At 38.9% G+C, this 23,113-nt stretch carries 16 protein-coding genes; 4 read left to right on the top strand and 12 right to left on the bottom strand.

Annotation, left to right across the window (positions count from 1 at the left end; genetic code table 11):
- Positions 1-67: 67 nt before the first annotated feature.
- From astE to CXF71_RS14675, 7 genes are all read right to left on the bottom strand, one after another.
- Entirely contained in the window at positions 68-1,219 is a 1,152-nt protein-coding gene (gene astE, locus CXF71_RS14645) for a succinylglutamate desuccinylase (RefSeq protein WP_101233695.1), read from the bottom strand.
- Positions 1,220-2,698, bottom strand: a complete 1,479-nt coding sequence (astD, locus tag CXF71_RS14650; RefSeq protein ID WP_101233696.1) for a succinylglutamate-semialdehyde dehydrogenase — start codon at positions 2,696-2,698, stop codon at positions 1,220-1,222.
- Positions 2,699-2,834: 136 nt separating this feature from the next.
- Positions 2,835-3,851 carry an arginine N-succinyltransferase gene (astA, locus tag CXF71_RS14655; RefSeq protein ID WP_101233697.1) on the bottom strand — a complete coding sequence of 339 codons (1,017 nt, stop codon included), beginning with the start codon at positions 3,849-3,851 and terminating at the stop codon, positions 2,835-2,837.
- A gap of 73 nt (positions 3,852-3,924) precedes the next feature.
- Positions 3,925-5,136, bottom strand: coding sequence for an aspartate aminotransferase family protein (locus CXF71_RS14660; protein ID WP_101233698.1), 1,212 nt, complete (start codon positions 5,134-5,136; stop codon positions 3,925-3,927).
- Positions 5,137-5,537: 401 nt separating this feature from the next.
- Positions 5,538-6,683, bottom strand: a complete 1,146-nt coding sequence (locus CXF71_RS14665; protein WP_232771500.1) for an HDOD domain-containing protein — start codon at positions 6,681-6,683, stop codon at positions 5,538-5,540.
- Between the two features lie 154 nt (positions 6,684-6,837).
- The gene (locus CXF71_RS14670) at positions 6,838-7,437 is read right to left on the bottom strand and encodes an anthranilate synthase component II (RefSeq protein ID WP_101233699.1); all 600 of its coding nucleotides are present in this window, start codon (positions 7,435-7,437) and stop codon (positions 6,838-6,840) included.
- A gap of 225 nt (positions 7,438-7,662) precedes the next feature.
- Positions 7,663-8,859, bottom strand: a complete 1,197-nt coding sequence (locus CXF71_RS14675; protein ID WP_101233700.1) for an alginate export family protein — start codon at positions 8,857-8,859, stop codon at positions 7,663-7,665.
- A gap of 369 nt (positions 8,860-9,228) precedes the next feature.
- On the opposite strand from CXF71_RS14675, the gene CXF71_RS14680 reads away from it, so the two are divergent.
- Both CXF71_RS14680 and CXF71_RS14685 read left to right on the top strand, forming a co-directional pair.
- Complete coding sequence (locus CXF71_RS14680; protein ID WP_157826772.1) at positions 9,229-9,459, top strand: hypothetical protein; 231 nt, start codon at positions 9,229-9,231, stop codon at positions 9,457-9,459.
- 45 nt (positions 9,460-9,504) lie between these two features.
- Positions 9,505-9,732 (top strand): glutaredoxin family protein, encoded by a 228-nt coding sequence (locus CXF71_RS14685; protein ID WP_101233702.1) that lies wholly within the window; start codon positions 9,505-9,507, stop codon positions 9,730-9,732.
- A 540-nt stretch (positions 9,733-10,272) separates the two neighbouring features.
- Here CXF71_RS14685 and CXF71_RS14690 read toward each other — a convergent pair.
- The 3 genes from CXF71_RS14690 to CXF71_RS14700 all read right to left on the bottom strand — a co-directional run bounded on the left by CXF71_RS14690 (position 10,273) and on the right by CXF71_RS14700 (position 12,963).
- Positions 10,273-10,836 carry an RNA polymerase sigma factor gene (locus CXF71_RS14690; RefSeq protein WP_101233703.1) on the bottom strand — a complete coding sequence of 188 codons (564 nt, stop codon included), beginning with the start codon at positions 10,834-10,836 and terminating at the stop codon, positions 10,273-10,275.
- A gap of 2 nt (positions 10,837-10,838) precedes the next feature.
- Positions 10,839-11,264, bottom strand: a complete 426-nt coding sequence (locus tag CXF71_RS14695) for a hypothetical protein (protein ID WP_101233704.1) — start codon at positions 11,262-11,264, stop codon at positions 10,839-10,841.
- Between the two features lie 211 nt (positions 11,265-11,475).
- Positions 11,476-12,963, bottom strand: coding sequence for a serine hydrolase domain-containing protein (locus CXF71_RS14700; RefSeq protein WP_101233705.1), 1,488 nt, complete (start codon positions 12,961-12,963; stop codon positions 11,476-11,478).
- 1,251 nt (positions 12,964-14,214) lie between these two features.
- On the opposite strand from CXF71_RS14700, the gene CXF71_RS14705 reads away from it, so the two are divergent.
- Both CXF71_RS14705 and CXF71_RS14710 read left to right on the top strand, forming a co-directional pair.
- Positions 14,215-17,514, top strand: a complete 3,300-nt coding sequence (locus tag CXF71_RS14705; protein ID WP_101233706.1) for a hybrid sensor histidine kinase/response regulator — start codon at positions 14,215-14,217, stop codon at positions 17,512-17,514.
- 9 nt (positions 17,515-17,523) lie between these two features.
- Entirely contained in the window at positions 17,524-18,696 is a 1,173-nt protein-coding gene (locus CXF71_RS14710) for a GGDEF/EAL domain-containing response regulator (RefSeq protein WP_101233707.1), read from the top strand.
- A 327-nt stretch (positions 18,697-19,023) separates the two neighbouring features.
- Here CXF71_RS14710 and CXF71_RS14715 read toward each other — a convergent pair whose 3' ends face one another.
- Both CXF71_RS14715 and CXF71_RS14720 read right to left on the bottom strand, forming a co-directional pair.
- Entirely contained in the window at positions 19,024-19,422 is a 399-nt protein-coding gene (locus CXF71_RS14715; RefSeq protein ID WP_101233708.1) for a response regulator, read from the bottom strand.
- A gap of 2 nt (positions 19,423-19,424) precedes the next feature.
- Positions 19,425-22,538: a PAS domain S-box protein gene (locus CXF71_RS14720; RefSeq protein ID WP_332871780.1), complete on the bottom strand. Its 3,114-nt coding sequence runs from the start codon at positions 22,536-22,538 to the stop codon at positions 19,425-19,427.
- Positions 22,539-23,113: the final 575 nt, after the last annotated feature.

The following is a 23,113-nucleotide window of genomic DNA, read 5'->3' on the forward strand; positions in this document are numbered from 1 at the left end:
TTGATTATGATTCGCTCAAGTTTCCTGAAACGAGCATCTTCAAGTGGAGCGGGTATAGAACAACATTTTATGAAAGTATTGTAGGTACAACCATTAATACAGCGCGCTGACCATTACCAACATTGGCATTAGGAAAGACAATGCTCTCGCCGGGAAGAGTAGTACGGTATTCTTGATTTATATCAGTAGATAATAGCGTACCTACTGGATAATCGGTAAAGTTACTTGCTTCATCAGCAACATAAAGTTCAAACTTATCAGACACCTTAGTGATATCACCTAACGCTTTAAATAAATTGAAATCATTGTTATCAAAATCTTTCAGCGGTATTGGTTCATCACTAATAAGAGCGCTTAGATTATTTGTCATGGCTTGAAAATTTGCCATGTTGTTTTCACCAAACGGTCTGACTTTACCTAGTTCGACAGTAAAAGCATGTGCGGCAAAGTTAGCACTACTGAAATAGGAGAAAGTGCCACTTGGTCCATGACCAAATAAAATAGTGTTAACACCAGAACTTGCCATAAAGCTTAACTGTTCTTTATCCCATGGTTTACCCGCTTGGTAAGGATAAATGGCAAATTTTTCATATTTAGAATTTCGAATGGCGGTATGTAAATCGTAGTGATAGTTCGTTACTTTGCTATCACTGGTATTATTATTTGTGTCTTTAGCCGTGCCAGCATTAAAGAAATCACTAACGTAACCTTCTAACTTTTCTGCACGATACTTTTCAAAACAAGGATCTATATCTTGGTATTTACCGCAAAATAATCGATTTAAATTTTCAGTTTGAAAGCGTTTTGCGATATTCATAGAAACAGGGTTACCCATAATTAAAAGGGTACGGTGCTTCACTTGAATTTTTTGCGAAATAATGTCGCTAATCAATTGTTGTACTATTTCAATCGGGGCAGTTTCATTTCCATGAATGCCCGATGAAATAACAATACTCTTACTTGGCGTTGCCGACTTTTCTTTAACTAGCTCAGGCTCTACCAATAAAACACCAGTATCAAGTAAGCTCATTCTTGCTTGCTTGACCTTAAAACTTAATTGGTTATCGGTGCCAGTTTGAACAAAACCTTGCTCAAATTGACGCGTTAACGCGATAAAATCACCTTGCTCAACAAAGCGGCGATAAGCTTGGGTAAAGTTATCAGCCGTAATGTCGGTAAGGTCTTGTGCTTCTGGCGTAAGAGTATTGTTGTTTTGCATTTAGAATTTCATACCAGGTGTTAATGTTTCAGGTAAGCTTACTTTTTCAGCTTCGACTGAAGCGATAGGGTAGGCACAATAATCAGCGGCATAAAATGCGCTGGCTCTGTGGTTACCACTAGCACCAATACCACCAAATGGTGCCGCGCTACTTGCGCCGGTAATTGGTTTGTTCCAGTTAACGATACCAGCACGAATACGCGTAAAGAAGTGGTTGTAAGACGCTTCACTATCACATAACAAACCAGCTGAAAGACCAAAGCCAGTATTATTAGCTTCATCAATCGCTTTATCAAAGTCGGTGTAACGATATACTTTAACTAATGGACCAAAATATTCTTCATCTGGTATGTCAGCAATAATATCACTTACATCAATCATTCCCGGAGAAACAAAACCAGTACCTACTTCTAGGTGCTTAAGTTCTAAAATTGACGTTGCACCAAGCGCGAGTAATTTAGCTTGCGCATCAACTAAGCTAAGAGCCGCTTTTTCTGAGATCATTGAGCCCATAAATGGCTGTTCTTTATCATCAAAGTAACCAATGGTTAAGTTTTTAGTCACTTCGATAAGGCGTGCTAAAATGGCATCACCTTGTTCATTAGCTTCAATGAATAAGCGACGAGCACAAGTACAACGTTGGCCTGTAGTCACAAATGCAGATTGCACAATGTCGTGTACAACCGCATCAATATCGCTAACATCTTTAACAACCAGTGGGTTATTACCACCCATTTCTAGTGCAAGAATTTTACCCGGTTGACCAGCAAATTGTTCATGCAATATATGGCCTGTATTAGAACTACCGGTGAAAAACAAACCATCAATAAGTTTATGGCTAGCAAGCGCTTTACCTGTTTCAACTTCACCTTGAACTAGGTTGATAACACCGTTAGGTAAACCAGCCTTTTCCCAAAGTTTTAACATCTCTTCTGCAACGCGAGGCGTCAATTCACTTGGCTTAAATACAATAGTATTACCGGCAATTAGTGCTGGCACTATGTGGCCATTTGGTAAGTGACCAGGGAAGTTGTAAGGACCAAAGATAGCAACAACACCATGAGGCTTATGACGGATAAAGGCTTTAGCGCCAGGCATCGGGTTTTCAACTGTACCGGTACGTTCGTTATAAGCTTTCAGTGAAATAGCTATTTTAGCCACCATTGCACCTACTTCACCTACCGTTTCCCACTTTGGCTTGCCTGTTTCTAAGGCGATTGTTGTCGCTAACGCATCTTTGTTCTCAGCTAATAACTCAGCGAATTTTGTTACTACAGCAACACGTTCTTCTAAGCTAATATTTGCCCAGCTTTCAAATGCTTGACGAGCGCTTAATACCGCATCGTTTACTTGATCCGCACTGGCTGTTTTACCTTGCCAAATTACTTCATTACGAGCAGGGTTAAATGAACTAACATCATGACCTAAGCCGGCTTGCCATTGACCATTAATAAATTGAACTGGATTTGTGTGAGACATGGTATTTCCTTCTCATGGGTAGTGGTGACAGAGGGGTTCTGCTGTCACCATTAGTAATTTGATCAGTGGCTAGTGCTAGCCACGCTAAATCGTGAAGTTGTTGTGCTAAGGCAAATAGGTCGGAGCTAACTAAAGACTAGTTTGCTACTAAGCGAACCCAATCGCCTTCATTAACCATTAAAGCATCAGCAACGTCTTGACTAATCACAACTTGATTCGCGGTGTCACGTAATGAAAGCGGTGCTTGAGTGGCTCTGAAGTTATCAACTTTACTATTACAAATAATGTAATTATCTGTTGATTGCACTTCCGCTATAATTACTTGGCAGCGCTTACTTTGATTTACGGTTCTAATACTGTTGATATGTGATTCAACGGTAGGGCCGGCATCAAAAATATCAACGTAACCTCGTCTTGCAAAACCTTCAGCTTCTAATAAGCGAAGTGCAGGCATTGTTTTTGGGTGAACCTTGTTGATAACGTCCTGTGCATCTTTGCTCAATAAATTAACGTAAATTGGATATTTAGGCATTAACTCAGCAATAAATTCTTTTTTACCTATACCGGTTAAGTAATCGGCGGTAGGGAAGTCCATCGAAAAAAAGTGCTCTTCAAGCCAATTCCAAAATGGAGAGCTACCATTCTCATCTGATACACCGCGCATTTCTGCGATAATGGTGTCAGAAAAACGTTCTTTATGTTCTGCAATAAATAGAAAACGAAAACGTGATAGAAAACGGCCATTGTTATTTTTACGATGACTGTCACTTAAAAATAACGTACAAATCTCACTAGCACCAGTGTAGTCATTACACAGCGATAACGTTTCTACGGTATTGTAAATATTAAGTTCGCGTGAGCTATGGACAACTTTACCTAAGTGATAATGATAAAAAGCATCATCTAAACCAACTGCGGCCTCAATACCACTGGTACCGACAACTTCACCGGTTTCGGTATCTTCCATAACAAACAGATAGCCTTCGTTTCCTGCTTGGCTCACTTCTTTAGAAAATGATTCTTCAGCGTGGCTAATGCGTTGGCCAAGTAATTGTTCATTTACTGGAAGTGAAGTAAAACCGTGGCCAGAATCTACCGCAATGCGATATAAGGCTTTCAAGTCACTTTTTTTAATAGGACGTACAATGATCATAAATGCTCTCGAACAAAGGGAGTGTTTACCTGCTCAAGCCTTAGCGGCAAGAACAGGTAATTATTAGCATTGACTAGACTAAACTAGCGATAGCTTTTTCAAAGCGTGCTAAGCCAAGGGTGATATCTTCATCTGGAATAACAAGTGAAGGTGCAAAGCGAATAATGCTTGCGCCAGCAACTAATACCATCACGCCTTCATCCATTGCCGCATTTAAAAAATCTTTAGCTTGGCCTTGGTATTTTTCATTTAATACCGCACCAATTAATAAGCCTTTACCACGAATTTCAGAGAAAACATTATATTTAGCATTAATTGCGTTTAAGCCAGCAACATAAATTTTAGCTTTAGCTTTGATGCCCGCTAAAACTTCCTTCGTATTTACTGTATCTAGTACTGCTTCAGAAACAGCACAAGCTAATGGGTTACCACCATAAGTACTACCGTGCGTACCTATTTTAAGGTGCTTAGCAATCTCAGTAGTAGTAAGCATAGCGCCGATAGGGAAACCACCGCCTAAACCTTTAGCTGAAGTTAAAATGTCAGGCGTAACACCTAGATCCATATAAGCGTATAACTCACCTAAACGGCCAACGCCTGTTTGTACTTCATCAAAAATTAATAGTGCATTGTGTTGATCACATAAAGCGCGAACACCTTTAATGAACTCATCTGTTGGTGAAACAATACCGCCTTCACCTTGTAATGGTTCAATCATTACAGCACAAGTTCTATCAGAGATTAATGCTTTTAAGCTATCAAGGTTATTATATTCTGCATGGTCGATGTCACCTGGTTTAGGACCAAAGCCATCTGAGTAGGCAGCTTGACCACCAACTGTTACGGTAAAGAAAGTACGACCGTGGAAACCTTGTTTAAAAGCAATGATTTGTGATTTATCAGCACCATATACGTCTAATGCCCAACGACGAGCAAGTTTAAGTGCCGCTTCATTTGATTCAGCACCTGAATTACAAAAGTACACTTTCTCAGCAAAAGTACTATCAACTAATTTCTTAGCTAAGCGTAAAGCTGGTTCGTTTGTTTGAACATTCGATAAATGCCAGATTTTTTCGCCTTGCTCTTTTAAAGCACCAACTAAAGCGGGGTGACAGTGACCTAAAGCACTAACGGCGATACCGCCAGCGAAATCAATATATTCTTTGTCTTGTTGATCCCACACTCGAGAGCCTTGACCGCGAACAGGGATAACCGCTGAAGGTGCATAGTTTGGCACCATTACATCATCAAATAAGCCGCGTTCAACTGAAAAATGTTCTGACATTTTTAAAATCCTCATTCATAAGTGGGTAATGTTTTTTAACAGCTTACTGCAAAATATAGATAAAGCTTAATTAATACTTAATATATTGCGAAAAATAATTACAGCGCGTTAAAAGTAGAGCGATAGTATGACAGAAAACAGACTACTTGTCTTGTTTTGCTAGCCTGTAGCCCAGACAAAACAAAGGCTTAGCTACTTTTATTCATAAAATGTGAATATTTATAGAGACAGATTGTTTTGTTGAAATAAGGGGAGAAGTGAGGGAGTAGCGCTTGCTTGATGAAAGACCATCAAGGTGATTTTTTAATAATTAATCAGAAAAAATCACAGAAAAAGCTGAATAGTGTTGCAAATAAGCGACAAAAATAGCGGATATTGATCTTTAACCAGGGTTTTACCGTCTAATTGAAATTGAGCTTAATGTGATCAATATCGCTTTTTTTCAGTAGTGCTATTTCCTCGGGTGTTAAATTAACCGCACTGAGCAATGTTTTACTTTCCTCACTGTCAATAAGCTCTTCTTTTGCCAAGGCGCGAAATGCGACATAAGCTTTAGCTTTAGCAACAATTTGTGCAACAGGATGCATTTTTTCAGCACTATCAGCATAGGCTAAATCAAAAATAGGCTCGGTTATATTTAGTCGTCTAAAATGCATTTTTTCAATTAAATCAGCCGACAGTTGCGCGCTTCGCATAATAAGTTGTTCAAGAAGTAAATCTTCACTTGCTTCAATTTTTGACAATACATTATGCAAACGTTTGTCTTTACTTTCAAAAGCCTCGCGTACTTCTCTTTTATACATCTCACTAAACGTTGTTAAATAACAGCGAGTGACCGCAAGTCTACCTATATTTGACAGCATAGCGGTAGTGAAGGCCGTAAACTCATCGAGCCCTTGCTCTTTGGCTAATAGTCGAGAAGCGAGTGCAATAGATAAACTATCATTCCATAACTTTCTTTTCATTAGACCATAGGGCGCAGTGCTTGTTGGTAACCAATGTTTAAGGGTAAAGGTAGGCATGACTAACTTTAAGTTATCTAATCCAATATAACTTAACGCTAATTTAGCATCAGTCATTTGTACATCAGCACGTTTTCGGTATTGCGGTTTATTTACTAAGTTTATTAAATCAATGGTTAGCCAAGGTAATGAAGCCGCAAGGTTTTTGATTTGGTTAACTGACGCTGCGCGTGCAGATAAAATATCAAGAATAGCAGGGCAAGCCTCTTCAATACCTAAAATGTTATGGTAAAGGTGCTCTTTATTGTCAAAATCACTATTGATTTTCGTGCGAACCCGATTAAAAAAACTCTGTTCTGTTTGTTTACGAAAATGCTCTTCACCATGTTCAGCAATAATTTTTTCTTGTTGGGCTTGCACTTCAACAGATAACAATTCTCGGCGACGATTTTTTTGCTCGCTACCTTGATGGTCAACCATAGTGATTTTTCCACTTTGCTTTTCCGCAAAATCTTTACAGATAGAGAGGCTAATAGCACGTTGGTATATAGTGGCGACAGCTTGATTGTTTTCAAAAATTTGCATAGAGATTTTGTTGCTTACCTAGGGGATGAAATTCAGCATTGAATATGTAAGTCTAACGCTTAAATGCACTAAATTACTACTTTATCTGGCTTTAATCTAAAAATATTTGTTATTTGTTATTTGTTATTTGTTATTTGTTATTTGTTATTTGTTATTAGTTTATAGGATGATTTTTAAATTGCTTGATAAAATTTGCTAATAAATTTTGGCCTTGCTCCGTGAGTATCGATTCTGGATGAAATTGTACGCTGCTAATAGCTAGGGTTTTATGCTCTAGTGCCATAATTTCATCAACTTCACCTTGTTCATTCTGACTCCATGCCGTCATGGTGAGTTCTGCGGGTAATGATTGTTTATTTACAATTAATGAATGATAACGAGTGACTTGCAGCGGTAGATTCAATTGGCTAAATAAGCCTTGTTGATTATGGATAATCTGGGATGTTTTACCGTGCATCACTTGTTTTGCTTTTTCGACACGAGCGCCAAAATGTTGCGCAATGCATTGATGCCCTAAGCAAACACCTAATAATGGTATTTTACCGGCAAACTCTTTCACCACTCCAAGAGATATACCTGCAGAGTCAGGATCACAGGGGCCAGGAGATATAACAATATATTGGGGGTTTAATTGTTTAATTTCATTAAGGCTAATTTCATTATTTCTATAGACAACAACCTCTTGACCTAGCGCTTGAAAATAATGCACTAAATTAAAAGTAAATGAGTCGTAATTGTCGATCATTAATAACAAAAAAAGTCGCCTAACAGCTAATAAAATTCGCCGCTATTCTAATGCTTTTATTGTAATGGGGCAATGCAGTAAGGGGATTAAAAAGTAAGAAGCCAGCGTATTTACTGGCTTCCTAATATATTGTTTAACTTTCTATTATAGCTAGAGTAATTAAAGGAGTACTGTTATGAATAATCATGTAAGCACTTATCTTGTTATTTTCTAGCTATTTAACAATAGTAATGCTTAGAACTTAGCGGTCATTTGAACCCATATTTTGTTGGTGTCAGTTGGTGCTATACCTGAATCACCTTCGCTGTAGTTAGCAGCTTTAACTAAAACACCGTAGTTTTTGTTAATTTGGTAAGTGGCAACTAAATCTAGCTCGTTACCAAAATCAATACTACCTTCATCAGATGAGAAATCATGGTAAGTTGCAGCCCATTTAACGCCTGAAACTTTACCTTTGGCAGTTAAATAAATATCTTGTAGACCTTCTTTTGGTGTACCTAAGAATTTATCAGCCCAACCGTTAAACTTATGTTTAGTTGCTAATGGCGTGTTAAAGGCAACTTTACCATCATCACTGCCCAATAATTCATAACCACCTAAAACAGTTACCGGACCAAAGTTATAACCAGCTTCTGCATTTACATACATTGCAGAGTAGCTAGTAGGGTTATCACCATTATCACTTTGACTTGCTAAGCTAGCGTTAACTAGGAATTTACCAAACTTACCGTTATATAATGCGCCTAATGTGCTGCTAGAGTTAGCTACGGCTGTATCGTAATCTAAAAGGTATGCAAATCCTGATATTTTATGGCTATTGTTAATTTTGTAAATACCGTTAACTAGGTGGAAATCACCTTTAGTATTGCCAGAAGTGATGCCGTTGATATTGTGAATCAAGCTATAATCTACAGAAAACGACTCTGCTTTATATTCTGCACGAACACCATCATAGGTTTGTTCATTTTGACGCCAGCCAACACCACCAACAAAACGTTGGTTGTTGTGTAAAACACGTTGACGGCCAACAATCGCGCTAAAACCATCGTTTGCATATTTGATAAAAGCTTGGTTTACATCAGTACCTTGTGGATCAGCAACGACTGGATATTCTGTTTGGCCATTTTGTGTGTTGTTATAGTTATCAACTAAAGCGTCAACTTTATCCACTTCTAAACCGAGAGAGAAATTGCTATAGCTACCAGTATCAACCGTGATACGGCTTTTTAATGTTAATGCGGAAGCATTTTTGTCTATGCCATCTTGATCTACACTTTCATAACGGGCACGTAAATTAACTTTAACAGTACTCTCGCTAAGTGCTTTAGTAATGCTATTGCCATGTTCAGTTTCACCTGCAAAGGCGGTAGGAGCAGCTAAAATTGCTGCACTAATTAATGTTAAGGTAAACTTATTTACTACTGTTTTCATAATAATATCCTGATTTCATTTGTTATGTTTTATAAGAAGGACGTTAGCTTTATTATTAGTATAGTTAACTGATAGGGGGGATTTTTGCACTGCATCGAGTTGAATTGTTTGATTTACATCAAGTTGTTAATATATGTTTCCTACGGATAAGTGAATAGCTTCGATAAGTTGATTTGCATCAAGTTCTGTCGCGATTTTAAGTTCAATAACCTCAACTCGCTTACTAAGTGGTTAAAAAGGAGTTAACGCTTAAACAGAGTTGAGGATAAATTAAACAGGGCATAAAGCCCCCCTGTCTAAAAGTTGCATTATTTAGCATAGTGAGCCATTTTTAATACAGATGATTATATTTTATGCTGGGTGGATATAGTGCCAGAGGAAAGACGTAAATTAGAAGAAAGAATAGGAAAGCTATTGAGAGAATTAACTGTCGCCCAACAATGCTCCTTAAGTAAAATAAGTAGTTATGGTTATACGTTGTCTTTTGTTCGAACAACAACGAATGGTAAACTGGCGGTTGTACAATTAGATGATGGCGCAATTACGGTTGATGATGAAGGCGAAATAGATCATCATCCGAATATTAAAGTGCGCAATTAAATTTTTCAGTTGTTAGTTGAAACACACCAATATTAAAGGCTATAAATGAAACGCGTTGTTTTATATACCATGGAAAAATGTCCACATTGTCAAACAGCAAAACGTTACCTAGAACAACAGGGTATTGCATTTAGGTTATGTAATATTAAAACAGCAAAAGGCCAAAGAGAGTTCGCTGGCACGGGGCTGCGTGGCGTGCCTGTTTTAAAAGTAGGAGACCAACTGTTAAATGGTTTTTCAATAAAGGATTTTACTGCGCTTTATAATAACTAAAGAAACGCCTAGTCTACGCCTTAACTTGTTCCCCCCCTTTCAACATCCCATTATTTTAAACACTGATCACCACCACTTAAGTTGAGAATGGTTCACACTACTGCCTTATAGTTTGAGATTTATTACAATATTTCAATATCTTGTAGATACTACTGTAGGAAGTATTTAACGAGAAATTAAGAGGTTGCATACAGTACACAAACAAAAGCACGCTAGCAAGAATGAACAAGATCTAGTTATGTTTGTTGTGATAATTACTATCGGAACATATTAGGGGGATAAATTTATATAAAAGTAGGGTTAATAAGTGATTTTTCAGTTTATACAGGAATTATGAACTTAATTGTCGAAAACTTATTTATATAAAGTATTAATACTAAAATACTTTAATTGAGTTTGCTTATCAAATTAAACGCCAAATAACCCTTTATTGAAATAACATTATTGCCTTCCATCACTTGACGTTAACTTTGAGTCTAATAGGCATAAACCAGATGAAATACTTAGACCAATTGGCGCTTGGGAATGAATATTAGCAGGCTAAATATCAATATCTTTGATGATGATTGCAATTTGTTGTCTGATTCGGTGCAAGTAACCCTTTATGGTTCCTTGCGTAATTAACAGGTGTTTCGATACTTCCTGTGTTGTTTGTCCCTGCCAGTAATACATATATAGTACCGTGCGATATTGAAGTGGCAATTGTTCTACAAATTCATTAATCGACTGGTTGACTGACTCACTTATCTCTTCGTTGGAAGTCTTCCAATCAATCATTTCTTCATCTTCATACGCATGGGTTGCAAGATGACGTATATTTTTACGCTGATAATCAATGGCGGTATTTTTTACTAAACGATATAACCAAGTGCTAAACTTACTTTTTCCTGTATAGCTTTTAGCTCTTTCATAGAGCTTTATATAGATTTCTTGGCAAGCATCATCAACTTCACTCCGAAAATGGATACCAAGGGTAGAGATAACAATACTCTTTATCGATGATTGGTGCTGTTTTAGCAAACGAGAGAAAGTATTATTATCACCTGATTCAAGAAACTCGGCGACCAATAGTTCATCAGCACCCTGTACGATTTCCCCAGGCATGTTTATTTCAAGTACCTATTACTAATGAAGTTAGTAACCAGCAGAGGAATACCAAGCAATAGAGGAGCTATGGCCATACGAACCATGCCAAACCTTAATTCAACTTGTGCTATCACTGCTATCAATACAAAGGTCAACCCCATTAAACTGAGTGCAATAAAAAATACACCTAGTCTAAAGCTTACTTGATGCCATATTCTCATAAAGGTTGTAGATGTTGTAACCGATTGGCTCATCATCTGATCCATTGTTTCCAGTTCAAAGTTAATATCAATCGGTTCAGCACCAGTTTCTAGGCTTTTTACTCGTTCTATATGTAACATCTCTCTGACTTTGACAAACTTCTGTTGTTTAAGGTGAATGTTGATACTTCTAATGACCAGCCATAAAGCGATTAGCGATATGATAAAAATCCAAATAGTGTTCATAGCGTTACTCCAGTTTTGCGTTTAGTTTAAAATACATTAGACGGACGACCCGATAAACCGGTTGCCTGATAATGTATAAATATTTGCACTCTATTTCCAAAATGTTAATTGAGATAATAAATTAATCCACTTAGACACATATTTGAAAATCTAAGGTGCTACAAAAAATTTGGTTATCAACTATTTGTAGCACGTCCTTTAACTAAAGAGGTTATTGCTTTAATCGCAAGACACCTTCTTTCGCAGACTCAAAATCAGAATCCAATGAAAGTGCTTTTTGATAATTCAATAAAGCTTTATTGTTATTTCCTGCTTTTTCATAGGCAGAAGCCAAACTGTCAAAAGTATTCGGATCTTCCGAGAATATCTCGGTATTAACAATAAAAGCACTAATTGCTTGGTCAAGTTGATTGTTATTAATAAGCGCAAAACCTAATTTGTTTAAAGGTCTTGCAGTAAATTTTAAAGGTCTAGCTGTAAATTGATCATATCCTGCTTGAGAGAACTCACGTTTAGCATTTTCTACAAAGTAAGCATCTCCTTTATTTTCTAATAACTTTGCCGCAAATAACCCTATAGGTAACAGAACCTTTTTATATTGTTTGCCTTGATGAACTTCAATCACTCTTTGGGTAATGCGCTCTGCTACCACTCCATCAGTATTTGCTAAGGCGATCACCATAAACTTATCTTTTATTAATATCTCTACAGCAGCACTTACTCCAGGTCCTCCGCCATAAGAGATCACTTTAGTCTTATCATTATCTAAAAATTCAGACCATGGTTTGATTGATTTTTTGTAATGATTTATCATCATTGCTTTTGATTGGTCGTTAAGTAACTGGTTGCTATAATAAAGCTTTGAAAAAAACATCGCCAGGTCGTAAGGCGTTGAATACATTCCACCATCAGGTGTTAAATTCTCCAAACGACTCGTTCTATCTATTTTTGTCCCCATTGGAGTGAACTGATAACTTTTAGCTTTATCTTTAACGTTTTCAGTCAAGGCGTATTGGGTATTATCAGCCTTAATTACTTTTAAAATATTTTCATCAATAATCGATTGAAAGCTCTTTTTTTCAAGTTTCTCTAAAATAGCGCCCAAAACAATATAACCATAGTTTGAATAGCTGTATTGTTTACCTGGCTCAGAAATTAGAGGCTTGTTTAATAATAAAGGTAGTTTGTCATTGATAGTTTTTAATGAGCGGTATGTTTTATAATATTCATTATTAAATATGTCAGCAAAACCTGAAGTATGCTTCAGTAAATGACGCACCGTTATTTTCTTCGCAACGTCTTTTGGAAAGCCCAACTCGAACTTTTCTAACGTATCATCTAGTGATATTTTTCCTGACTGAACTTTTTGCATTATTAAAGTTGCAGTAAAGCTTTTATTTATCGAACCGATTCTGGTTTTTGTTGCAGAAGTATTTTTTACAGTATTATCTAAATCAGCTAAACCAAAGCTCTTATCATAAATAACTTTGTCACCTTTAAATATCACCACACTGCCAGAAAACCAACCAGGGTCTGTGTACTGTTTAATTATTTCGTCTGTCTTACTAATTAATAATTTATTTGACGCTTGTGGAAGTGATTTTTTTTCGTCAGCATTTGCGATATTTGAACTAGTGCTAATCAGTAAAAAAATAACGAGTAAATAGGTTAACTTGGATCGAATTGTTGTTTGCTTCATTGGTTTTCCTGTTCTGTTGTTGGCTTAAAGCTGTTTAGACGGACGATCGGAAAAAGTGGTTGCCTGAAGAAGCAAAAAAGTTATCAATTATTATGCGTTGATAATGAAGGTTAGAGAGCGGGAAATTGAATCTTTATGCTTTTACCACCCATGCAAGAGAACCTCTTATCGAGTGACGTATGCCAAATCTGGGAAACGTCATTCGGCAAGAGAATCTCTTTCATCGGAAGTCTAGCCCTATCTGACATGTGAATTTTTACTTTTTTTATTTACTTCATTCGTAAAGAGATTTATTTGCATTTTTTTCATTCCAAAAGAGATATTTTACCAAGCTAGGTAATAAATGCATTAACAGCATCGTTCATAACGACTTAATGATTACTATAGCGGCAATCAGCATTTGACTGGAGTGAAAAGTCAGTGGTTCTAATGGTGTTTTAGTTAAATAAGATGAGTGGAGTGGGAGAAAAGCATACACTCTCAATATGAATACAAAAAATATAGGGTCTAGCTTTAGGCACTAAATCCATTAGCGCTAAAGACTCCTCTGTGCGCTTAGTTGACGTTAGCTACTGGCTGTTGTTTAGGTCAAAATATAGCCAAAAGCGGAAGTAGAGCAATCATCAACACAGTTCAGGTCATGCCACACTGAAGACATTAGCATTTGAGAATATTGACTAAGAAATTGGTATATTTTGATCTACAGCGGAGATAGTTCAACAATTACATTCCTCTAGCAGTTTCCCGACAGCTGACATTCCCCAAAGGTGAGAGCGGTACTTGCTGAAAATGCTCTTTTACCAATGAATCGCTCTTACCTTGCTTAACGAATGACTGCGTGCAAATAATTGAAAACATATTTCTGTTAGAAGCTCATGTCTTCCTTAGCAACGCATTCACTACGTATTCTTTCTTTTTTTGTCTCACAACTACTATAGTTGTGATGAAGCATCTTCATTGATCACAGCATAGACGTGAAAAGAATTTAGTTTTAAAGAAATGGTTGATGTTTTGCTACTTGCAACGCAAAAAAAGAGGCGTTCTGCATGAACCCTGATTTATAAATAGAGGGCTGTGGGTCATCAATTTATATTTATCTCTCTACATACAAAGAGTTACAGTGGTTTTATAAGCTGGCATTAATAATGCTTGGTCTTGTCTGACATGAAATTTTAATGCTGGAGTTGACATGGTTCAAGAAAATAATGAAGGGTAAAGTTCCGATAACACCTTACTATAGGAGTGTGGAGTGTGGATAGTAAAATAAAATCCCCCATAGTTATTTACTCTATATGCGCAAGCGCAATTGCGATTTTTGGTTTGCTTGGATATCTTCCAGGACTTGGAGTGTTGGCTAGCATAAGTGAGTCTGACATTCCTATGGCCCCGAGTACTGCTATCAGTTTCATTGTGCTGTCTGGAATTTTATTTACCCTTTCTCTGCGTTCTTCATCACAATCAAGCTTGCGTGTATCCTTTTCTCTAACCATGGTAGTTACCTTATTTGCAGCCCTTGAAGTTGTTGGTTATTTCACCGGCTTAGACCTCAACTTCGAGGATGCTTTGGTTCCAGCTGCTGGACAGCTCGGCGAGATACCTATCGGTCGTATGTCTGTGTACACAGGAGCCTTGTTCTTGCTTTCCGGTCTAGCTGTACTTGCCTTACTTTGGCGCGTCCGAGGAAATAACAGCAAAATCAATCTGACGGACTTAATCGGCGTACTGGGTGCTCTAACATTTAGCACAGCCTTCATTGTCTGTCTTACCTATTTCTTTGGCAGCCATCTTCTATACGGACAAGGTGCTACTATTCCGATGGCCTTGACGACGGCATTGGCCTTTATCATGCTGGGTGCTGCAATAGTTGGTGCTTCTGGGAAAGGCTCTATTCCTCTATGTTGGCTCTCTTCCACCATTAACGTTGGAACTAGCGCTGAAATAAGTGAAGGAAAAAGATTATTTTCATTGGCCATGGTGATGGTCCTAGTATCTTTAATGGTGATGACCATCACTATTGTCATACTCTATCGTCAAAATATCACGGAGCACAGAATGCTTCTAACGGATACAGTCCAAAGCCAAGCCCGCTTAATTGAAGCGGTTGCGCGATACGATGCAATTAATGAGAAAGAAACACAAGAAGCGTCTTTGGCCACTATAGGCCAAGTTATCGATGCCCATAAAAATTACAAAGGGTTTGGTGATACGGGGGAATTTGTATTAGCTCAGCTAGACGGGGATAAAATCGAATTCATCATACAAAATCGTTCCGATTCAGCAGCCCCCCCTCAGTCAGTGCCTTTTAACTCCGAGCTGGCAGAGCCAATGCGATTAGCCTTGAAGGGGCTCTCAGGTACAATCATTGGCCTTGATTATCATGGTGAAATAGTAATGGCAGCTTACGAACCGGTTGCAATACTAAACATGGGGCTAGTGGTCAAAATTGACTTAGAAGAAATCCGTAAACCTTTTATACAAACCGCTCTCACAACAACCGTCATTGCTTTTATACTTATTCTTGGCGCTACGGCTATATTCTTCCGACTAGGTCAGCCAATTATTACTCAGTTGAGGAAGCACAACAAGAACATCAGCGAACTCAGACAAGCAGAAGAGTCAGTAGCAAGTTTAGGCAAAATAATTACAGAATCGCTTAATGAAATTTTTATATTCGATGCTGAGTCTTTTGAATTTATATATGCAAATAATAGGTCCCTGGAAAATCTTGGATATACTATTGATGAGCTTAAATCTCGAACTCCAGTTGATATTAAACCTGAATATACATTAGAAAAGTTTACAGAGTTGACGCGACCACTTCGAACAGGTGCAAAGGATCATTTAGTCTTTACAACAACCCACAAAAGAAAAGACAAGTCTCTTTATGATGTTCAGATTCATTTGCAACTATCAGAATATATTGAGCAAAAGGCTTATATTGCAACAATCTTAGACATGACAGAGCGTAAGCAGGCGGAGAAAGAGAAAGCAAAGCAGGCCTGGGAATTAATTTTCGCCAATAATCAAGTTACGGCACATAGAAAGCGTCTTTCTGCCATCATCAATAATCTTATGGATGCCCTGATTACGATTAGTGAGCGCGGAATTATTGAAATATTCAATCCGGCTGCAACGAAAATGTTCGGCTACACAGAAGAAGAAGTCATAGGTCAAAATATCAAGATGCTGATGCCAGAGCCTTATCATAAAGAACATGATGGTTATCTAGATAACTACATCACAACAGGCGAAAAAAAGGTAATGGGGATCGAGCGAGAGGTTAAAGGACGCTACAAGGATGGCACAACCTTTCCTATGGTGTTGTCAATAAGTGAAACTTATATCAATGGTGAAAGACTTTTTATTGGCATCATCCGTGACATCACCGAGCATAAGCGAACAGAAGAATTACTTCGACGTTCCCAGAAAATGGAGACAATTGGTGAACTAACAGGCGGTATTTCCCATGACTTCAATAATTTACTCGGCATTATCATAGGTAACCATGATCTGATGCGACGCGAAATTGAGGATGGAAGCAAGCAGCAAAAAAGATTAAACAATGCACAGAATGCAGCGCTACGAGGCGCTGAGATAACGCGTCGACTGCTTAACTTCTCAAGACAATCTGAAGAAGCACATAGCCCAGTGAAAATTGATAAAATAATCGCTGAATTTGAGGATTTCATTCGCAAATCAATCACTGCCAGCATAAACCTTGAGATACATATTGAAAAGGATATCTGGTTGGTTGACCTCAACCCGGGTGACTTTCAGGATGCAATTATTAACCTAACCCTCAATGCACGAGATGCCATGCCCTCAGGTGGACGTTTAATCATTGAGGCTAGAAATATAATTTTGGATCATAATATGGCCGACTTAAAATATGGCATAAAGGCAGGTGAATATGTGCAAATATCGGTCAGTGATTCAGGAACGGGAATGACAAAAGCAACCGCGGATAAAATTTTTGACCCTTTTTTTACTACCAAGGATAAGAGTAAGGGAACCGGTCTGGGTCTGGCAATGGTATTCGGCTTTGTCAAAAGATGTAATGGCAGCATTAATGTCTACTCAGAAGAAGGTGAAGGTACATCCTTTAAAGTATATTTACCCCGTTCTCTGAGTGCGGCAGACTCTTATAAAAAGCGTACTGATATAGACAAAATACTGCCAACGGGTAATGAAACGGTTCTTATTGTAGATGACGAGGAAGATCTTGTGGCCATAGCAAAAAGTGTGCTTGAGAATCTTGGCTATACTACATACTGCGCCTCTAGTGGAGATGAGGCTCTGGAAATAATAACTCATAATAATAAAATTGACATTATATTTTCAGATGTTGTGATGCCTGGGTACTTGAGTGGCTTTGATTTAGCTGAAGCTGTGGTTGCAGTAAAGCCAGAGATTAAAATATTATTAACTTCAGGGTTTACAGGTAAAATGAAACAGCAGGAAGCTCACCAAAAATGGTCACTCAATTTATTGAACAAGCCATACCGGGATCTGGAGCTTGCTGAGGCGATCAGAAAAGCGTTGGACAATTAGGCTTTTATTATGAGCAAACTAAAACTATTGGTTGTGGATGATGAAGTAGACTTCGCTGAATTCGTTGCCGATGTCGCTGAAAATATGGATTTTGATGTAATATCGACAGATGATCCAACGGAGGTCAAAACACTTTCCCTCCAAAATTTGAATATCATTGTGCTCGATCTTTTCATGCCAAATATAGATGGTATTGAACTACTGCGACTCTTGTCTAAATCTAAGAGTAACGCGTCTATCGTACTTATGAGCGGTAAAGATAAAGGCGTATTGCATTCAGCACAAAAAATTGCAGAAGAACAAGATATTACCGTGTTGGGCGTTTTGCAAAAACCATTTTTTGCACAACAGTTAGAAGTTATTTTGGCTAAATATGTGGATGAATCACCTCAACGAAAACTGGGTTCATTTCTCTTACCATCAGCAAAAGAAATTAGCTCGGCTATTGTAAATAAAGATTTATTTGTCGTATATCAGCCACAAATTAACATCACTAATCGTAAAGTAATTGGTGTTGAAGCTCTGGTTCGCTGGAAACATTCAGAAAGGGGCTTGATACCTCCGGATATTTTTATCCCCATCGCCGAAGGTAATAATTTAATTAAAGATATCAGTACTTTTGTCACTAAAACATCTATTCGACAACAAGCAGAATGGTTAAAAAATGGTATTGACCTACGAATGTCTATCAACATGTCACCAAAAATACTAACCGATCTTGATATGCCTGAGAAATTATCTTCTTGTGCAAAGGAAATGGGTGCCAACATTAAAAATATTGTGATTGAGGTAACAGAAACTGCGCTTATGTCAGATGTTGTTCGTTATATGGATATTCTAGCTCGACTGAAAATGAAAGGCTTCAATCTATCAATTGATGATTTTGGAACCGGTTATTCATCACTACAACAACTGATTCGAGCGCCATTTAATGAACTTAAAATTGATCAAGCATTTATTAAAAATATTGATACGGATAAGGAATGCAAAACAATTACAGCAATATCAATCATGCTCGCCCATAAACTTGGTATGACGGTAGTTGCAGAAGGAATAGAAACTGAAAGTGTCTGGAATATATTGAGAGAACTCAAATGTGACGAAGGACAAGGTTACTGGATGGCAAAGCCGATGTTGCCAGAAGAAATTGAAGCATGGAAAGATAATTGGGATAAAACTTAATTTACAGACCCTAATAATATTCATTAAATTGAGCTATTTGAAAATATAATACTCATAATGACTTAACTACTTATTGTAATTAATGATGAACCTTATATGGCTGAATTTATTAGCGTTCAGGCTAAATATTTGGTTTGTAAGTTATCTATAAACGAGAGTAGCGCTTAAAAACAACACTGTTTTGAGTATCCCTACGAAGAAAATCGAGCCCTTCTTCACCGTTTGATTCTTCAAAGTAAACGAAGCTGCCATCAGTTAGACATTCGACCAGCTCTTCGCGAATTTAGTCCTCATCTTCAGCAATAAGTATCTTTGTAATCACAATTATTATTCCTTAGTCTCTAACACTGAATCGACCATTTCTATCAGGTTTTCAATATCTAGCGGTTTTCTTAAAAAGGGATATAAGTCAAGGTCTATGTCGTCTGTTTCAATAGTGGGAAAAGCATGCCCTGACATTACGATAAACTTTATGTCTTGCCCAAACTTTTCTTCAACCATCTTGATCAAGTCAGCACCCGATTCCCCCGGCATTCTCAAATCTGTGAGAATAAGACTGATCCCGGGCGTGGTTTCAATGATTTCAACTGCAGCTTTAACGCCGATTGCAACAAAACATTCGTAACCTTCCTCAGTTAACGTTTCTGACGCTTCCTCAAGAATAATCTCTTCATCGTCAACTATAAGAACTTTGATTGAAATAGTATTTCTCCTTTCAATAATCATGATTAACTCACACTCGGCAGAGTGATCGTGAACCGGGCGCCACCATCGATATTTTCAGCGACGAGGGTGCCGTTCATATCATTGATAATACCATAACTGACCGACAACCCTAAGCCCGTACCCTTACCCATTTCTTTGGTTGTGTAGAACGGATCGAAGATACGCGGTAGTACATTTTCTGGAATACCGCCACCGGCATCATCAGCGGTAATGTGGACACATTTATCGTCTTCAAATACCCGCAATGTAATCTTCTTATCGCCATCGCTTTCAGCCATGGCATCACGGGCGTTGGCAAGTAAATTCAAAATTACCTGTTCCATTTGGATGCTATGACCTAAAACTGAGGGACAGTCTTCAGAAAATTCGGTCACAATATCAATACCAGCCAGGCGAAATTGCTCACCCACCAGGTCAAGCGTATTGGTAACCACTGCGCGAGCATTAATCGCTTTGAGTTCTTCCTTAGCCTCGCGCCCGAACATACGCATATGATCAATGATTGCGGCTGCTCGTACAGTCTGCTCTTCAATGCGTTCCAGCTTGGCATTCAGATATTCTAAGTCAGCCGTGCCTTTAGAAATCTTCCGCCTGCTATTCCCTGCAGCCATGCGAATGACGTTCAGGGGTTGATTCAATTCATGTGCAATTGATGTCGACATTTCCCCCAGTGTTGCTAATTTTGAAGCTTGGATTATTTTGGCGGTGGCTTCTTTGCGTTCACCTTCCTGTTCTAGCCGTATTTTGTTCAGCTCTGTAATGTCTTGACCAACCCCAACCACTCCAACGATTTTACCGCTGGCATCACGCCGTGTTGTCGAATTAAGCAGCACATCAACGCGCTCTCCCGATTTGGTGTACAACGGAAATTCATAGTTCGCTGTTTCTTCGCCCTCAAGTGCTTTGTTCAGAACCTCGCCTACCGGAGCCTTATAGTCATCGGTAATGAAATTGGCCACAAGCTCCTGACCTAGAACCTCTGCCTTAGTATAGCCTGTGATTTGTTCTGATTGCTTATTCCATTCATTGATATGTCCATGCGCATCGATACCAAAAATCGGTGCGTTCGCAGTATCAACCAACAGTGTCATGTCCAGCGCAATGCTTTCCTGTTCTAGCCGTATTTTGTTCAGCTCTGTAATGTCATAGCCTTGAGCAATAGTCGCTATCGGTGAAGCATTGTCGCCAAGAACTGAAGAGACATTCCATAAAACCGTTCTAATCGTTCCGTTGACATGCAAGATAGGCAATTCCAAGGACTCCCTGTGTTCACTTCTAAGTGATGTTTTGAACAACTTAGGGTATCTGTTGATATCGCTATCTCGGAAAATTATGACTATATTCTTTGCGAGGACCTCTTCGGCACTCCGTCCGCTGAGTAATTCAAACTGCTTGCTGAAATGGGTGATCTTGTTAGTAGAATCCCAAACGATGATCGGTACATTGGCGTTGTTGAAAAGATTATCTAGAGAGGCGTTCACAGCCTCATTCGTCCACCTTATTTCGCTCATACGTCCGTTTATGCTGATGAGCAGAAGCTGAATCAGTCCTGTGATAACGATTGCAACCCCTCCCATAAACCAGGCCAGTAGAGGGCGATGTTGTTGCAAGTATGCATCGGTGGCACGGACGGTAAGTAACCAGTCGCGATCACCCATGCGCAACCCTGTTGTCAAGTCGCCTTGGCGCTCTGACACCTTGTCGCTGTCACTCCAACTCTCTGAGAAGTAGAGCAACTCTTTTCCTTTAGGTGCAGCTCGGTCGGTTATCCGAAATAGCAGTCCCGAAGGTACTATTCCTCGGGTGGATATTTCTATCATTTCGCCTATCTTGACCACCGATACGGCAAACCCAAGTAAGCGCGGTATATTTTGCTCCTTATCAGCAACCAGCTGATTATCCAGAACCGGCATAATCTCCAGCACACTAATCTGTTTTTTCTGCTCCTGCATCAACTGAATAGGCCCAGTCACAGCCATGTTATTCGTAGTTATCGCTCGATTGATGGCATCACGACGAATCGGTTCGGCATTGATGTCGAACCCCACCGCTGGAAGATTACTTTCCAGTGGGACTATGTAACGAACAGGTACGTATTCCCCTCGTTCTGCCGCGGCGCTTAGATGTCCTTGGCTATCTCGTTCGGTAATCTGGAACTGACCGAGCGGCGACAATGCACTGATCCGTTGTTCGTAGACCGAACGCTGGTCAATGGTGACCAGATCGTTGAAACTCAAAGCAAAAATATCAGGGTTGTCCTGCAGGGTTATTCTGGTAAACAACTTGAACTGCTTGAAGCTGAATTCGGGGGTTACCTCAATAAAGTTACGCAGGGATGTTAGTAGTTCTCGGTGGGTTAGCAGACGGTCGGCAATATTTTTTGTAAGAGCTTGGGAATCGCTTTCCAGCTGATATTGCTGCTCTTTTATTATCCAATGAGTTGCGCCGTAAAAAGCCAGCCAGAGCAGACCTAGTATCAGCAGCATAGGCATCAATAGGTTGATTTTCCAGTTTATCCTGCTCTTTTTGTTGAGTAGGTGTATTAGCAGTGGTAAAAATACCAGCACACCCAAAATATCACCGACATACCAATTCAAATATGAAAAAATATAATCACCCGGTTGTATCACTCCGGCTACATATAGTCCGGTAACTCCAACAGCTGATGCCAGCAGACAGGGAAGAAGCCCACCAAGGAGCAGAAATATAAAGGCATCCGACCCCCGATCCAGATCGCGCCAATCGGATGTCTGCCAGTGGTTCACTAGCGACGCTCCCACCCAGGCTTGCAAGGTTGAACCACTGGCTATCAGAAGCGCTATTACTGCGGTGATAGGATCGAGTGTTTGTTGCAGCAAAGCAACCATTACATTCAAGACAACCGATCCCAACCAAACACCTAGTAACGCCCGGTGGCCGGAGTAGAGAACCACCACCAGCGAAAGACCTGCGGCAGGAAATATCGGGCTTGCGTATCCGGGACCGACAGCCAGCATAAGTCCAAAGGCTCCTAGCAGCAGATAAGATAGGGCAATGCATATGGTCAGGCGGGCGGTTGATATATAACCCGACTGCCAGTCTTCGAGTCTATTGTTTATAGATTTTAGAATACTAATCTCCTTTCTTGAACGACCTTACTCTGTCTGTTCAACGCTCACATCACGCCACCGCTAGCTAACATTTTGTTAAACAGCGCGCATTAATAGTGAAGCACCCATGGCATAGTCTCTTTTATTCACATGTCCTAGTGATGCGTTAAGTGTAGGTGTAAATTATTCATGATACCAACTCATCACTTCACCTTACTCCAACACTCGGCAGATTGATCATCAATAGGGCGCACCATTAATATTATCAACGACTAGAGTACCGTTCCTACCCTAATGAAAATTATAGGCGACAAGTAGTCTGACGCAACTTTATTGATTTCGTTGTTGTCACCCTGCGACATAGTCACTCTTATAGTAAGGTTTTATCAGAACTCTACCATCTATTATTTCCTTGAACCTTGCTCCATATAAAAGAATACATTATTCATACCACCTTACAAGAAAGTGCCGTAACTCGTTGTATAAAAATAAATAAATATAGACTGGCGAGCCACAACCCTTATTTTTAATTAGGAATCATGCAAAAAGCCTCTTTTTTGCGTTACAAATTGCAAAACATCAAGCATAACTCTGAGTTGGGA

Source organism: Colwellia sp. 12G3, assembly GCF_002836775.1.
Taxonomy (GTDB): domain Bacteria; phylum Pseudomonadota; class Gammaproteobacteria; order Enterobacterales; family Alteromonadaceae; genus Colwellia.